Genomic DNA, 14,165 nt, shown 5'->3' on the forward strand with positions numbered 1-14,165 from the left:
AAAGTAGATATGTCGGTCAAAAGAATAAGTCAAGAGGGACGGGCGGGACGGGATCGCCGGCAGAAGTGGGGCCAGCCCCACCCACCCGTACGGCCAACCCCATGTTCCGGCCCGGTGGGTGCTTCCTAAGCTCGCTGCCACAACGACACGGAGGAGACAGATCATGACGAACACCGGCGACACCACGACCGCGACGTCGGCCCTCGGCGACCCCCGTGCCCAGCAGGCCCTCGCCACGGTGAAGAAGTGCGTCGCGCTCTTCGGGGCCATCGGTGTCATCGTTCTCGGCGTGGTCGCGGTGATGGCGTTCACCGGCGGCGAGGCGTCCGGTTTCATGTGGGTCCGGGGGTCGTGCTGGTCGCGATGGCTCCGCTGATCCACCGGATGACCGGCCGCGCCGCGGAGGGGTCGTACAAGGCGTTCGACCGGGTGCGCACCCTGTCCACCGTTGTGCCGATCGCGATCATCGGAGTGGACCTGATCCCCGGACTCTGCCCGGCCTGGTACGCCGTGCTCCAGGGCCTGTCGGCGCTGGCCCTGGCCGGCGTCGCCGTCATCACCCGCGGCGCCGCGCTGCGCGCCGCCTTCCCCGGCGGGAGGTGAGGCCCCGGGCCCCGCGGGTCAGGCGGGCGGCTGGAGCATGGGCACGAGGAAGCGCCTGGCCACCTCGGCGAGCTGCCCGTCGTCGTCGAGGTCGATGACGGCGCTGGGGATCGCCAGGAAGGAGGTGGAGATGCGCACCATCATCTCCGCCACCAGGTCGGCGTCGAGGCCGTCGGACACGTTGCCCGCGCGTTGCTCCCGGCGGAGCTGGCCGGCGACGAACTGCCGCACCGTGGCGAGGGTCTGGCCGCCGTCGGTCATCATGGACGGCACGAGCAGGTCGGGCTCGGTGGCGATGAGACCGCCGATCAGCGGGTTGCCGCGGATGGCCCGCAACGAGCTGACGAAGCCGAGGACCACCCGGTCGGCCGGGGTGTGGGCCTGCTCTATGTCGATGAGGAACTGGTCGAAGTAACGGCGGAACTCCCGGCGCACCACATGCTCGACCAGCGTGTCCTTGGTGTCGAAGCGCCGGTAGACGGTGATCCGCGACACCTTGGCCAGGCGTGCGACGTCCTCCATGGTGGAGCGCCTGATGCCCATCCGGCAGAACTGCTCGTAGGCCGCGTCGAGGATGCGTGCCCTCAACTCGTCGGGGTCGCCGACGCGTTCGACGGCGTCGACGAAGGCGCGCTCCAGCAACGACTCCGAGCCCGACGGCGCCATGAAGCCGGACAGCACGGATTCCACGATCACCTCCTGGATCGATTCTGCCTCAGGGGCGGGTCTTGTGATGTCCATCACAACGTGCTCTCATGATGATACACAGACTCATGGTTTGTTTCTCAGTATCACCCACTTCTCGGCCCCGGACGAGAAGGAGGAAGCGGCGTGGGAGAACTCAGCAGGCGTGATTCCGGCGACGGCGCCGACACGCGCTCCCTGTTCGGTGGATCTCCGGCGAGCCGATCGAGACTGCCCTGAGCGGGACCCCCCATCTCGAAGGAGTGCAGAGCATGGCAGAGCTGAGCAGGCGCGAGATACTGATCTCGGGCGGCGCCCTCGGAGCCCTCGGCGCGCTGGGGATCACCTCCCCGGCCCAGGCCAAGACCCTCGCCGACGGCTGGGAGTGGCCCTCATCCGGCTCGGTCGCGGGCTCCGGCACCGGCGCCGACCCTCGCTGGGTGTGGGACGACGTCGCCGACCCCCTCCTCGCCTCGCTGTTCGACCGCGGGCTCATCCCCGAGGTCAACCGGCTGCTCTACGACTGGAACCGCAACGACCAGCCCCTGCCCGCCGGGCTGCCGGCCGACCTGCGGGCCTTCATCGAGCAGGCGCGCCGGCTCCCGTCGTGGGCCGACCAGGCCAAGCTGGACGCCGCGTCGCGGTTCCACGCGCTCAAGGGCAACTACATCGTCGTCCTCACCATCGTCGGGGCCGGCATGCTGGCCACCGCCATCCCCAAGGAGGCCCGCGCGGTCTACTACTCCGCGGGCGGCGCCGACCTGAAGGACCGGGTCGCCAAGACGAACGTCCTGGCGTACGCGGTCAGGCCCCAGAACGCCTGGGGGCCCGGCGGGACGGCCGTGGTCGAGGCCGTCAAGACCCGGCTGGTGCACGCGGCGGTGCGGCACCTGCTCAAGTCGTCCCCCCACTGGCCGGGGCCCATCCCGATCAGCCAGGAGGACATGCTGGTCACCTGGCACACCCTGGCGACCTACTCCATGCGCGGGATGCGCGAGTGGAAGGTGCGCATCTCCGCCGCCGAGTCCGCGGCGTACCTGCACTCGTTGCAGTTGCTGGCGCACATGCTGGGCATCAGGGACGAGTTCATCCCCGCCACCTGGGACACCTCCTACGCCCAGTCGGACATCGTCCTGCCCAGGAACATGGGGCCGACGCCGGAGGGCGTGGAGCTGAACGACATCCTGCGCGACATGCTCGCGGAGCTGACCAGCCCCGGCAGCATCGACAAGCCGCTCGTCAACGCGTTCTCCAGGTACCTCACCGGCAACCAGGCCGCCGACTGGAACGGCATCCCGCGCGAGCCGCTGTGGGACCCGGTCGTCAAAACCGCCTGGCCGCTGCTGGTGGCGTTCAGGGAGGGCGTGATCGGGTTGCCGCTGGTGCCCGCCGCGGCCTGGCTCCTCGATGAGATGATCAAGAAGTGGACCACGTTCTACCTGACCAAGGGCGCGCAGACCAAGATCGTGATCCCGACCGGCAACCGCCCCGGCTGACCCCGGCGGGTCCGCCCGGGGAACGCGTACAGGACAGCTCCGGAGGTCGCGGCGGGCCGGACCACCGGCCCGCCGTCCCCGGCGGTCCTCGTCTTAATCGGGTCGACAGGCGGGCGCGCGGTGCACTGTGATGGTCCGGCCGCCCGCCGCACGGAGCGGGCCCGTCGCTGGAGTCGTCCTTGGCAGTCCCGGGAACCGCGCACGCCCGCCCCACGATCGACGCCGCCCTGGTCAGGAGGCTGGTCGACACGCAGTTCCCGCAGTGGGCCGCGTTGCCGCTGCGGCTGCTCGACCCGGCGGGCTCCGACCACGTGATCTACCGGCTGGGGGAGGAGCTGTCCGTCCGGCTGCCCCGCCACGCCGACGCCGTCGGGCAGGCCGACAAGGAACTCGAGTGGCTGCCCAGGCTCGCGCCGAGGCTGCCCCTGGCCGTCCCGGTGCCGGTGGAAGTGGGCGAGCCCGGCTTCGGCTACCCGTGGCGGTGGGCGGTGTCCCGCTGGCTGGAGGGCGAGGTGGCCACCGTCGAGGTGCTGGCCGACTCGTCCGTGGCCGCCGAGCGGCTGGCGGAGTTCCTGGTCGCCCTGCAGCGGTTCGCGCCCGGGTCCGTCCCGTCGCTGCAGACCCGCCCGGAGCTCGCCGGGCAGCCGCTGGCGGGCCGTGACCGCGCGACGCGGGCCGCCATCGCGGCGCTCGGCGGCGTGTTCGACCGCGCCGCCATGACCGGGCTGTGGGACGCGGCCATGAGCGCCCCCGGCTGGGACCGCGCGCCGGTCTGGTTCCACGGCGACTTCCACACCGGCAACGTGCTGACCGTCGACGGCCGCGTCAGCGCGGTCATCGACTTCGGCGGGCTCGGCATCGGCGACCCGGCCGCCGACCTGATGATCGCCTTCACCCTGATGTCGGCCGGCAGCCGGGCCGCCTTCCGTGCCGCGCTCGGCGTGGACGAGGCCACCTGGACCAGGGGCCGCGGCTGGGCCCTTGCCACCGGCCTGAACGCGTACACCGCCTACGCCGCCGTCAGCCCGAGGGTCGCCGCGCAGACCACCCGTCAGATCACCGAGGCCCTCGCCGGCTAGACCGGTTCGCGAGAGATCCGGAACCGGGATGTAAGAAAGCCGTCCTTCAGACCACATGTTCTACGAACGACTCATCCGCGATCGAAGGACACGGTTTGCCCGACCCACCCGAGCGCTTCACCGTGCTCTACGACACCTACCGGCCGCGGGTGTACGCCTACGCGGCCGGCCGCGCCGGGCATCAGCTCGCGGAGGAAGTGGTCAGCGAGACCTTCCTGGTGGCCTGGCGGCGGCTGGACGACATCCCGGCCCACGCCGAGTTGCCGTGGCTCTTCCGCGTCGCCCGCAACGTCCTGCGCGACGACTTCCGGCAGACCGTACGGCGTCAGGCCCTGGAAGCCGAGCTGCGGACCTGGGTCGAGGAGGCCGCCCTCGACGCGGGCGAACAGGCCACCGAGCGGATCGCCGTACTGCGGGCGCTCTCCTCCTTGTCCGAGGCCGACAAGGAGCTGCTGACCCTGACCACCTGGCACGGCCTGTCCACCGCTGAGGCGGCCGAGGTGCTCGGCTGCACCAAGGCCGTCTTCTTCGTCCGGCTGCACCGGGCGCGTCGCCGGCTGCGGTCGGCGATGGAGGCCGGCGGCACCGCCACGTCCCCCCAGCCCGTCACCGTTCCAGGAAGGAAGCTCCGATGAGCCGCAAGCCCGACCCGATGGACCTGCTCGCCAAGGCCCGCCCGGCCTCGCTGGACCGCGGGTCGTGGCTCTCCGCCGCCGACGTGCTCGTCCTGGCCGCCCTCGACTCGCCCGGAGAGCCTGGTCGCCGGCGCTCGCGCCCGAGAAGGAGGCTGCCGGGCACCCTGCGGTTCACCGCCGTCGCGGCGGTCGCGGTGGCGGCGGTCGTCCTCGTGCGGAGCACGGACCAGCGGCCCGCGGCGCCTGTCCCCATGTCCGCCCGCACCGTGCTGCTGGCCGCCGCGCAGCGCATCGAGACCGCGACCCCGGTGACCGGCCGCTACTGGCACACCGTCGGGCAGAGCATGGCGCTGCAGGAGGCGGGCCAGGGGCCCCCCGACGGCGGGACACCCAAGAGCGTCAGGTACCGGGTGACGTGCGCCCACGAGCTCTGGATGGCGAAGGCGGCGCGCGAGCCCAGCTGGCTGGTCGTCACCGCCCAGTCGGGCAAGCCGCTCACCCCGGCCGATGAGGAGACCTGGCGCGGGCAGGGCGCGTGGCGGCTCGGCGACTGCGCGGGAGCCGCCGTCCCCGGGGTGGGCGGGGTGCTGCCCGCGCCGCCGTTCGCGAACCGACTCGACGACAGGCGCAACCCGGAGGTGTCCTACCCCCATGTCGGTGCCGCGCACGTCACCACGGAACAGGTGATGGGCCTGCCGGACGATCCGGCGGCGCTCAAGAAGGTCCTCCAGCGGTGGACCGGGCCGATCGGCCAGCCGTCCGACGAGTCGTTGTTCGCGCAGGCCACCAGCCTGCTGTCCCAGCTGCCGACCACGCTCAAGGTGCGGGCCGGGCTGTACCGGATGCTCGCGGGCCTGCCGAGCGTGCGGAACATCGGCGCGACCAGCGACCCTCTGGGGCGCGTGGGGACGGGGATCGAGCTGCTGGGCGGATCGCGACGGATCGTCATCGACGACGCGTCCGGCCGGCTGCTGGCCGTGGAGGAGCGGCTCTCCGACGGCGACCGGGTCGAGGTCACCGCGTGGACCGCACTGACGGCGTCGGGCTGGACCGACGCGACCCCGGTGCTGCCCAGGAAACTCTGACCCCCGCCGAACCGCCGGCCGACTCGGTCGCGCACGGGAAGGGACGTCAGCGGTGGGGGCGGAAGGTGCGGCGGAGGTCTGTCACCCATTCGTCGGGGATCTCCCACGGGATGAAGTGCCCGCCGCGATCGTGGGAGGTGACGTCGGCGTGGTTGTACCAGGCGGCCCGGTCGCCGTCGAGGAAGCTCCGGATCCGCTGTTCGCCGGTCGTCACGCCGGGCGGGTTCTCGAAGTCGACGAACGTGATGCCCGTGGGCGCCTCGACGACCGGCCACCGGTCGTGCGACGGCGTCCAGGGGTAGCGGTTGTTGTTGGCGTAGGTGCGGATCGAGCTGTCGATCGTGTTGCCCGCCCAGAAGATCGTCGCGTGGGTGAGCAGGTCGTCCTTGGTGAACACGTTCTCGACGTCGCCGTGGTTGTCGGACCACTTCGTCCAGCGTTCCAGGATCCAGGCCAGCATGCCGGCGGGGGAGTCGGCCAGGCCGTGGCCGAGCGTGGACGGCGCCAGCATGTGCGCCGCCAGATGCACCGCGAACCGCCGGTCCAGCTCGACGAACCGGGCGTGCACGTCGGCGGGCAGGCCGTCCGGGATGGGCATGCCGCCGCTCAGGTCCCAGGCGCGGTCGCCGTTGAAGAACGTGAGCTTCTGCGCCGAGCCGATGTGGATCGCGTACAGCTCGTCGGCGTACTTGTGGCCGAGCTACCCGGTGACCAGCGCCCCGACGTCGCATCCGGCGGCGGCGTACCGGTCATGGCCGAGGACGCCGGTCATCAGCTCGTGCCACACGTCGGCGATCTTCCAGAAGTTCATGTCCGGCCGGCCGTCCAGCGGGGCCGAGAAGCCGAAACCCGGCAGCGACGGCACGATCACGTCGAACGCCTCCGCCGGATCCCCTCCGTGGGCGCCGGGGTCGGCGAGCGGGTCGATGACCTTCGACCAGTGCCAGAACGTCCAGGGCCAGCCGTGGCTGAGGATCAGCGGCACGGGGTCGGGGCCGACGCCGGGCTTGCGCATGAAGTGCACCGGCACGCCGCCGACGTCCACCCGGTAGTGCTCGTAGGCGTTGATCGCCCGCTCCGCCGCCCGCCAGTCGAAGCCGTCGGCCCAGTAGGCGACCAGCTCGCGCAGGTACTCGCCGCGCACGCCGTAGAAGCCGTCATCGTTCCCGGCGGACGGCGACCATCGGGTCATGGTGAGCCTGCGGCGCAGGTCGTCCAGCACCTCGTCCGGTACGTGCAGCGGCTCCGGGCGCAACGGGAAGGGGCGATTCGTCAAGGGAACTGTCCTCCTAGTCTTCGACCCGCGCGGCGATCTCGGTCAGGCGGCCGAGGACGCGCGCGTACCGGGCCAGCTCCGCCCGCTCGTCGTCGCTCAGGTGCGCCACCAGGCGGGCGACCCGCGCCACCCGGTCGGCGCGCCGGGAACGCACGATGTCCCTGCCCTCCTCGGTGAGGGTCAGCAGGACGGCGCGGCCGTCGCGCGGGTCGGGGTGGCGCGAGACCAGCCCGTCCCGTTCGAGCTTGGCGACCAGGCTGGTGAGCGCGGGCTGCTTGAGCTGTTCCGTCGCCGTCAGGTCGGTGAGCCGCATCGGACCCTTGCCCGCCAGCGTGTGCAGCACGGACAGGGTCGAGAAGCTGAGCCGCCTGACCGAGGGCAGCCGGATGAAGTACGCGTTGAAGTCCTCGATCGCGCCGACCAGCCCGTCGAGGTCGAGGGCGGGGCCGGGGTCCGCCTGAGAGGATGCCACGCCCTATTTATATCGAACTTCGATGTAACTCGACGAAGAGGCCCGGAAACGAAAAGGCGCGAGGGTCGGCAGGTTTCCCTGGGCCTTCGCGCCTTGGCTCGATATATTTGGTGGACTACACCATTAATGAGGAAGGAGGTCCCGCGACCGACAGGTCGATCTCCGGGTCGAAGAGCACCTTGGCCAGATGCTCGACGCCGTGGCACACGGCCCCGATGGCCACGCACTCGTCGCCGAGGACGGAGGCCCGCAGCTCGGGCGTGCGCAGGCACATCGTCTCCAGCTCGACCCTCAGCGGCTCCATGAGCACGTCGGCCGACCGCGAGAACCCCCGCCGAGCACCACCAGGTCGGGGTCGACGGTGAGGGCCATCGCGGTGGTGGCCAGTGCGAGCACCTTGACGTAGCGCAGGACGGCCCGGCGCGCCTCGACGTCACCCTGCCTGGCGGCCTCGAACACCGCTCCCGCGACCGCCTCCGGCGGCGTGCCGGGCTCGACCGACGGGACGGCCTGCAGCAGCTCGCCCACGTGACCGAGGTTGAACAGCGGATGCACGCCGATCTCCCCGGCGGCGCCGCCGCTGCCGCGCAGGGGGACCCCGTCGAGCACGACGGCCGCGCCGGCCCGGCGGCCGACGTGCAGGAAGATCAGGTTCCGCGCGTCGCGGGCGATGCCCCTGCGGCACTCGGCGAGCGCGGCGAGCCTGCTGTCGTTCTCCACCAGGACGGGGCAGCGCAGCCGGTCGCCGAGATGGTCGGCCAGCGGCACGTCCGACCAGTCCTGGATGGCCCGCGAGAGCACGACGCGCCCCTGCAGGTCGACATAGCCCGTGCTGCCCGCGACCGCGAGCCAGACGTCGGGGGCGGCGGTGCCCGAGCCGGTCAGGCAGGCGTCGATGGCCCGGTCCACGGCGGCCAGCCGCTCGGCGCGCGGCTGCTCGGGGGTGACCGGCTCGCGGGTGGTGTGCAGGACGTTGCCGTCGAGGTCGGCCACGACCACGAGCACCTTGTGCGCTCCTATGTCGAGCCCGAGCACCCGGCCCGCCTCCGCGTGGAACCGGTAGCGGCGCGCGGGCCTGCCCTTCTCGCCGCCGCTCGGATCCATCTGGACCACCCAGCCCAGCTCCATGAGGTCCTTGACCACCACCTTGATGGTGGCCCTGGCCAGGTCGGCGCGCTCGGCGAGCTGGGTCAGCGTCGCCGGCCCGCCGGTGCGCAGGGCCGAGAGCGCGGCGAGCGCGTTGAGCCGCCGAAGCCGCTGAAGGTCGCCGCCGGTCACGGAGAGCGTCACTGATGACCCTTCTTGACGAATCTTAATGGTGAGCTCCATCATAAATCCTGATCGAGGCGCTCACCGAGAAAAAGAGGCCAGATCACGGGCATGGCCGCGGGCGGCTCGCGGCGACCGGAAGCCGAGCGCCATGCTACGACCCGCCGCCCGCCCTGTCACCGACCGACGATCCCGCCCCCGAACCCCCCAGGGACCTGTCTTGCTGCTGCCACGACCCGTCCATGTGACCCCAGACGGCGGGGAACCCTTCGCCCTCACCGCGACCACAGTGATCGCCGCCCCTCCCGGCCTGTCGCGGGTGGAGGGCTGGCTGCGGGCGGCGTTGTCGCCCGCGACCGGCCTGCCGCTGCCCGCCGGAGCGCCGGGGCCGGGGGCGATCGAGTTCGTCCTGACCGCCGGGCTCGGCCCGGAGGGCTACCGCCTGACCGTACGCCCCGACGGGGTGCGCGTCGAGGCGGGTGACGCGGCCGGGGCGTTCTACGGCGCGCAGACCCTGCGCCAGCTCCTCCCGCCCGCGGCCTTCCGCAGGGGCGCGGTCGGCGAGCAGGGCTGGCTCCTCGCCCCGGTCACCGTCGCCGACCGGCCGCGCTTCCGGTGGCGCGGTTGCCTGATCGACGTGGCCAGGCACTTCCTGCCGAAGCCCGACCTGCTGCGCTACATCGACCTGCTGGCCGCCCACAAGCTCAACGTGCTGCATCTGCACCTCACCGACGACCAGGGCTGGCGGCTGGAGGTCAAGGGCCATCCGAAGCTCACCGAGGTCGGCGCCTGGCGCAGGGAGAGCCCGCTCGGGGACCGCCGGCACGGCGTGTTCGACGGCCGCCCGCACGGCGGCTTCTACACCCAGGACGACCTGCGCGAGATCGTGTCGTACGCGGCCGACCGGTTCGTCACCGTGGTGCCGGAGATCGAGCTGCCCGGTCACTCGCAGGCGGCCATCGCGGCCTATCCGGAGCTGGGCAACCTCGACGAACAACTCGAGGTCGCCACCGGGTGGGGCGTCTCTCCCAACGTGCTCAACGTCGAGGACGCCACCCTCGCCTTCTACCGGGACGTGCTCGACCAGGTGATGGAGATCTTCCCCGGCGAGTACGTCTGCGTGGGCGGCGACGAGTGCCCCAAGGAGCAGTGGCGGCAGAGCCCCTCGGCCCAGCGCCGCATCGCCGAGCTCGGCCTGCGCGACGAGGAGGAGCTGCAGAGCTGGTTCATCCGCCAGTTCTCCGACCACCTGGCGGCGCGCGGGCGGCGGCTGCTCGGCTGGGACGAGATCATCGAGGGCGGCCTGCCGCCGGGGGCGACCGTGGCGTCCTGGCGCGGGACGTACGGCGCGGTCGCGGCGGCGCGCGCCGGGCACGACGTGGTCACCTGCCCCTTCACCGAGCTCTACCTGGACTTCCGGCAGTCTGACCGGCCCGACGAGCCGGTCCCGATCGGCAACGTGATCTCGCTGCGTGACGTCCACGCCTACGAGCCGGTGCCGCCGGAGCTGACCGAGGCCGAGGCCGCCCGGGTCCTCGGCGCGCAGGCCAACCTCTGGACCGAGCACATCGACTCGCCCCGCGGGCTCGACTACATGGCCTTCCCGCGGCTGTCGGCCTTCGCCGAGGTCGTGTGGAGCCCCGCCGGAGGCGACTTCGACGACTTCCGGGCGCGGCTGCACCACCACGAGCGCCGGCTCGCCGCGCTGGGCGTGGAGTACCGCAAGGAGACCGGTCCCGAGCCGTGGCAGACCCGGCCGGACGTCCGCGGCCGGCCCCGGGAGCGGGCGGAGACCGAGGCCGAGGTGGCGGCCTGGACCCGCGACCTGCGGCGGAACCTCAGCGAAGGGAAGCGAGCATGATCAAGCGTCTGTCCGTCGTCCTCGTCGGCCTGTCCTGCCTGCTCGGCCTGGTCACCCCGGCCCAGGCGGCGGCTCCGGAGCTGTCGGCGTACTTCAGCAGGCCGAGCGTCGACGGCACGCTCGCCGATCCCCTGCCCGCGAAGGTGCTGGAGCTGATCGGGCTGGCCGCCCCGGACTCCACGCTGCGCGTGGCGACCTTCGTGCTGGAGATCAAGGCCGTCAAGGACGCGCTGGTGGCGGCGCACGCCCGGCGGGTCGACGTACGGGTGGTGTCCGAGGGATCGGGGCACAACGCGCTCCTGGACGAGCTGGCCGCGGCCGGCGTGCCCGTCACGCTCTGCGACAAGGGCTGCAACGGGCCGGACACCGACATCAGCCACCACAAGTTCCTCGTGTTCAGCCGGCTCACGGACGGCAGGACCGACGTGGTCGTGCAGAGCTCGCAGAACCTCGCCCCCGACAACGGCCTGCACCAGAACATGCTGATCAGCTCGGGCGACGCCGCGCTGGCCGACGGCTACCGGCAGGTGTTCGACACGCTCGTCTCCCAGGTGCGCACCTCCTGGCGGGCGCCGTTCACCGCCACCAGCGGCAGGGTCACGGTCTGGATGGAGCCCCGCGACACCGCCTACGACCAGAGCACGTACGGCAGCGCCGACCTGGTCGCGGCCATGATCCGGGACGTGGGCTGCCCCGGCGCGATCCGCGTGGTGCAGTCGCAGTTCGCCACGGACCGGCCGCTGGTCATCGCCGAGCTCAAGGCCAAGAAGCAGCAGGGCTGCGACGTCGAGGTGCTCGTGGCCGAGGGCAACCAGACGGTCGCGACCGCCGCGGAGCTCGCCAAGGGCGGCATCGTGGTGCACACCTTCCGGCCCGGCGGCTGCCACTACCCGGCCGGCGACACCTGCGCGCCGGACAGCATCCACTCCAAGATCATCCTGGTGGACGGGCCGTCGGCGGCGGCGGGCGGCGCGCGGCGCAGCTACGTCTACACCGGCTCCCACAACCTCAACGGCGGCTCCCTGACCGCCTCCGACGACTCCTTCGTCCGCGTCGACGACCCGGCCGTCTACGCGGCCTACGACGCCGACTTCACCGCCATGAAGGACGAGGTCGTCAAGATCGTCCCCAGGGCCTTCCCGGGGGCAGAACTCCAGATGACCGCCAACGGCCCCGACGACCAGCGCGCGCCCAGGGCCGCCGCCGTGCGGTCCGGCTACACGGCCGTGGCCTGGGAGGACGACCGCGACCGCGCCTCGGTGGAGGGCACCGAGGTCTACGCGCGCATCTACCGCGACGGGCAGCCGGTGACCGGCCCCGTCAAGGTCTCGATGGGCGGCGTCGGCTGCGTCACCGGCTGGAACCACGTGCAGCCGTCGGCCGGCGTGGACGACGCGGGCAACGCCTACGTCGCCTGGGCCGAGGACGGCGACTGCCGCGGCGAGCACAACATCGCGGTGCGCAGGCTCTCGCCGTCGGGCACGCTGAGCGCGACGATCTGGGCCAACGACCCGCAGTGGAGCGGCGACCAGACCCGGCCGAGGATCGCGGTCCGCGGCGCCGGCGGGTTCACGGTGGCCTGGGAGGACGGGCCGACCAGTACCGTCCGCGCGGCCGGCTACGCCTCGCTGACCGCCCGTTCCTTCGCGCCGCTCCAGGTGGGCACCGGGGACCGGCCCGACGTGGCCGTCGACGGCGCGGGCACCGCGACCGTGGTCTGGCAGCAGGCGCCCGACGTGTACGGCAGGCGGATCTCGGCGACCGGCGCGACCGTCGCCCCCGCCACCCGGATCAACACCAACTCCGCGACCCAGCACCTGGCCCCCGCCGTGGCGACGACCCCCGGCGGCGACAGCGTCGTGGTCTGGAGCGACAACGTGGCGGTCACCGGCGGCGACGTGACGACCGTCTGGCGGGTGCGGACGCGCGGCCTGACGCCCTCCCTGGGGCAGAGGTTCGCGGAGACCCCCGTCGCGTTCGGCAAGTTCGCGCCGAACACGCCCTCCGACGGCGGCAAGGAGTACCCGCCGCTCTGCGGGAAGATGGACCAGACCTATCGCTGCGCCGTCCAGGGGTCGCCGTCCGTGGCCGTCGACGACACCGGGCGGTTCGTGGTCGGCTGGACCGAGTCCGACCTGTGGAACGCCGGCCGTTCCCACGAGGTGTACGCCCGCGGGTTCAACGCCGACGGCACGACGACCGGCCGCTTCCCCTGCGAGCGCATGAACCCGAACACCGCCGGCGACCAGTCGGGCACCGCCGTCGCCGCCGACGGCCGCGGGTTCCACCTCTTCTACGTCGAGGACTTCGACGCCAACGGATACGGCGACGTCGTGGCCAGGACCGGCTTCACCAACACCGGACTGTGAGCCCGCCGAGATCGAGACCCTGATCATCATCCCCCGACGCCGTGCTCCGGCTTGCCCGCCGACGGCTTCTAGAGAAAAGGAAATGCCCGTGCGCCTGCGTATGGCACTCGCCGCCGCCCTGGCGATGACACTGGCCGGTTGTGGCTCCGGCTCCGACACCACCGCCACCAAGCCAGGAAAAGTCACGATCAGCTACGCGATCTGGGAGAAGAACGACCAGCCCAGCACCCAGAAGATCATCGACGCCTTCCAGAAGCAGCACCCCGACGTCACGGTCAAGCTTGAGATCACGCCGTGGGACCAGTACTGGACCAAGCTCCAGACCGCGGCCACCGGCGGCGCGGCCCCGGACGTCTTCTGGATGAACAGCCTCAACGTGCGCATGTACGCCAAGGGCGGCGTCATCGCCCCCTTCGAGAACGCCGACGTCAGCGCCTTCCCGCAGGCCATCGTGGACGGCTACCGCTACGACGGCAAGCTGTACGGCATGCCGCGCGACGTCGGCGTCCCCGTGCTCTGGTACGACAAGGAGCTCTTCGACAAGGGCGGCGTCGCGTACCCGACCGCCGACTGGACCTGGGACGACCTCAAGGCCGCCGCCAAGAAGCTGACCGACCCGGCCAAGAAGCAGTACGGCCTGCTGGCCCCCCTGTGGGACCAGGGCGGCTTCTACCCGACGATGATCCAGGCCGGCGGCCACGTCATCTCCGCCGACGGCAAGAAGTCGGGCTTCGACGAGCCCGGCTCCATCCAGGGCCTGGAGTTCTGGACCGACATGATCAACAAGGACAAGGTGGCCCCGCCCGCCCAGGCGACCACCGACACCAGCCCCGTGCAGCTGTTCATGACCGGCAAGTACGCCATGTACTACGGCGGCTCGTGGCTGGCCACCACGTTCAAGGCCAACACCGAGCGCGGCGGCAAGGTCGACGTGGCGCCCCTGCCCAAGGGGCCGGCGCAGGAGGCCGTCATCCTGCTCGGCCTGGCCAACTCCGTCTCGGCCAAGAGCGAGCACCCGGCCGAGGCCGCGCAGTTCGCCGCGTTCCTCTCCTCCGACGAGGCCGAGAAGATCCTCAGCGACTCCGGCGGCGCCTCGGTCTCCTCGCGGGCCGGCACCCAGGACGGCTGGTTCGCCGCCTTCCCCGACTACCACCTGAAGGAGGCCTTCGACGCCTCGATCCCGAACGGCGTGCCGTACCCCGTCTCGCTCAACACCGCCAAGTGGCAGGACGTGCAGAACAAGCTCCTGGCCGAGGCGTGGGCGGGTAAGCGGCCGACCGCGGAGGCGGCCAAGGAGATCGCCGCGCAGATGAACGAGATCCTGGCCAAGGAGTAG

At 71.8% G+C, this 14,165-nt stretch carries 15 protein-coding genes; 9 read left to right on the forward strand and 6 right to left on the reverse strand.

Going from position 1 to position 14,165, the window contains the following annotated elements; translation table 11 throughout:
• Window positions 1–163: 163 nt before the first annotated feature.
• Together ACNF49_RS15425 and ACNF49_RS15430 are read left to right on the forward strand one after the other, a co-directional pair.
• Window positions 164–376 carry a hypothetical protein gene (locus tag ACNF49_RS15425; RefSeq protein ID WP_482944128.1) on the forward strand — a complete coding sequence of 71 codons (213 nt, stop codon included), beginning with the start codon at window positions 164–166 and terminating at the stop codon, window positions 374–376.
• Entirely contained in the window at window positions 364–603 is a 240-nt protein-coding gene (locus ACNF49_RS15430) for a hypothetical protein (protein ID WP_482944129.1), read from the forward strand. The genes ACNF49_RS15425 and ACNF49_RS15430 overlap by 13 nt, the downstream gene beginning before the upstream one ends.
• Before the next feature lie 18 nt (window positions 604–621).
• Here the strand turns inward: ACNF49_RS15430 and ACNF49_RS15435 are convergent, their stop codons facing one another.
• Window positions 622–1,269 (reverse strand): TetR/AcrR family transcriptional regulator, encoded by a 648-nt coding sequence (locus ACNF49_RS15435; protein WP_482945534.1) that lies wholly within the window; start codon window positions 1,267–1,269, stop codon window positions 622–624.
• 290 nt (window positions 1,270–1,559) lie between these two features.
• Between ACNF49_RS15435 and ACNF49_RS15440 the strand changes: the two genes are divergently transcribed.
• From ACNF49_RS15440 to ACNF49_RS15455, 4 genes are all read left to right on the forward strand, one after another.
• A complete protein-coding gene (locus tag ACNF49_RS15440; protein ID WP_482944130.1) occupies window positions 1,560–2,783 on the forward strand; it encodes an oxygenase MpaB family protein in 1,224 nt (407 codons plus the stop codon).
• Window positions 2,784–2,962: 179 nt separating this feature from the next.
• Window positions 2,963–3,862, forward strand: coding sequence for an aminoglycoside phosphotransferase family protein (locus tag ACNF49_RS15445; RefSeq protein ID WP_482944131.1), 900 nt, complete (start codon window positions 2,963–2,965; stop codon window positions 3,860–3,862).
• A gap of 95 nt (window positions 3,863–3,957) precedes the next feature.
• Window positions 3,958–4,497, forward strand: coding sequence for an RNA polymerase sigma factor (locus ACNF49_RS15450; RefSeq protein ID WP_357972335.1), 540 nt, complete (start codon window positions 3,958–3,960; stop codon window positions 4,495–4,497).
• On the forward strand, window positions 4,494–5,582 hold the full coding sequence (locus tag ACNF49_RS15455; RefSeq protein ID WP_482944132.1) for a CU044_5270 family protein: 1,089 nt from the start codon (window positions 4,494–4,496) through the stop codon (window positions 5,580–5,582). The genes ACNF49_RS15450 and ACNF49_RS15455 overlap by 4 nt, the downstream gene beginning before the upstream one ends.
• A 46-nt stretch (window positions 5,583–5,628) precedes the next feature.
• Here the strand turns inward: ACNF49_RS15455 and ACNF49_RS15460 are convergent, their stop codons facing one another.
• The 5 genes from ACNF49_RS15460 to ACNF49_RS15480 form a co-directional block, all read right to left on the reverse strand.
• The gene (locus tag ACNF49_RS15460) at window positions 5,629–6,180 is read right to left on the reverse strand and encodes a hypothetical protein (protein WP_482944133.1); all 552 of its coding nucleotides are present in this window, start codon (window positions 6,178–6,180) and stop codon (window positions 5,629–5,631) included.
• Window positions 6,181–6,282: 102 nt separating this feature from the next.
• Window positions 6,283–6,858 (reverse strand): epoxide hydrolase family protein, encoded by a 576-nt coding sequence (locus ACNF49_RS15465; protein ID WP_482944134.1) that lies wholly within the window; start codon window positions 6,856–6,858, stop codon window positions 6,283–6,285.
• Between the two features lie 13 nt (window positions 6,859–6,871).
• A complete protein-coding gene (locus ACNF49_RS15470; protein WP_482944135.1) occupies window positions 6,872–7,330 on the reverse strand; it encodes a MarR family winged helix-turn-helix transcriptional regulator in 459 nt (152 codons plus the stop codon).
• Window positions 7,331–7,445: 115 nt separating this feature from the next.
• A complete protein-coding gene (locus tag ACNF49_RS15475; RefSeq protein WP_482944136.1) occupies window positions 7,446–7,634 on the reverse strand; it encodes a hypothetical protein in 189 nt (62 codons plus the stop codon).
• Window positions 7,622–8,620: an ROK family protein gene (locus ACNF49_RS15480; protein ID WP_482944137.1), complete on the reverse strand. Its 999-nt coding sequence runs from the start codon at window positions 8,618–8,620 to the stop codon at window positions 7,622–7,624. Before ACNF49_RS15480 ends, ACNF49_RS15475 begins: the two co-directional genes overlap by 13 nt.
• A 130-nt stretch (window positions 8,621–8,750) precedes the next feature.
• Between ACNF49_RS15480 and ACNF49_RS15485 the strand changes: the two genes are divergently transcribed.
• From ACNF49_RS15485 to ACNF49_RS15495, 3 genes are all read left to right on the forward strand, one after another.
• Window positions 8,751–10,460, forward strand: a complete 1,710-nt coding sequence (locus ACNF49_RS15485) for a beta-N-acetylhexosaminidase (protein WP_482944138.1) — start codon at window positions 8,751–8,753, stop codon at window positions 10,458–10,460.
• Window positions 10,457–12,829, forward strand: a complete 2,373-nt coding sequence (locus ACNF49_RS15490) for a phospholipase D-like domain-containing protein (protein WP_357972317.1) — start codon at window positions 10,457–10,459, stop codon at window positions 12,827–12,829. The genes ACNF49_RS15485 and ACNF49_RS15490 overlap by 4 nt, the downstream gene beginning before the upstream one ends.
• A gap of 88 nt (window positions 12,830–12,917) precedes the next feature.
• Window positions 12,918–14,165, forward strand: a complete 1,248-nt coding sequence (locus ACNF49_RS15495) for an ABC transporter substrate-binding protein (protein ID WP_357972314.1) — start codon at window positions 12,918–12,920, stop codon at window positions 14,163–14,165.

It is taken from the genome of Actinomadura sp. ATCC 39365, assembly GCF_054392275.1.

What these genes read in the sequence shown, in the direction of transcription:
- ACNF49_RS15425 (WP_482944128.1), top strand. Translation starts at nt 164, where the DNA reads ATGACGAACACCGGCGACACCACGACCGCGACGTCGGCCCTCGGCGAC.
- ACNF49_RS15430 (WP_482944129.1), top strand. Translation starts at nt 364, where the DNA reads ATGGCTCCGCTGATCCACCGGATGACCGGCCGCGCCGCGGAGGGGTCG.
- ACNF49_RS15435 (WP_482945534.1), bottom strand. Translation starts at nt 1,269, where the DNA reads ATGGCGCCGTCGGGCTCGGAGTCGTTGCTGGAGCGCGCCTTCGTCGAC.
- ACNF49_RS15440 (WP_482944130.1), top strand. Translation starts at nt 1,560, where the DNA reads ATGGCAGAGCTGAGCAGGCGCGAGATACTGATCTCGGGCGGCGCCCTC.
- ACNF49_RS15455 (WP_482944132.1), top strand. Translation starts at nt 4,494, where the DNA reads ATGAGCCGCAAGCCCGACCCGATGGACCTGCTCGCCAAGGCCCGCCCG.
- ACNF49_RS15460 (WP_482944133.1), bottom strand. Translation starts at nt 6,180, where the DNA reads ATGCCCATCCCGGACGGCCTGCCCGCCGACGTGCACGCCCGGTTCGTC.
- ACNF49_RS15475 (WP_482944136.1), bottom strand. Translation starts at nt 7,634, where the DNA reads ATGGAGCCGCTGAGGGTCGAGCTGGAGACGATGTGCCTGCGCACGCCC.
- ACNF49_RS15485 (WP_482944138.1), top strand. Translation starts at nt 8,751, where the DNA reads ATGCTACGACCCGCCGCCCGCCCTGTCACCGACCGACGATCCCGCCCC.
- ACNF49_RS15490 (WP_357972317.1), top strand. Translation starts at nt 10,457, where the DNA reads ATGATCAAGCGTCTGTCCGTCGTCCTCGTCGGCCTGTCCTGCCTGCTC.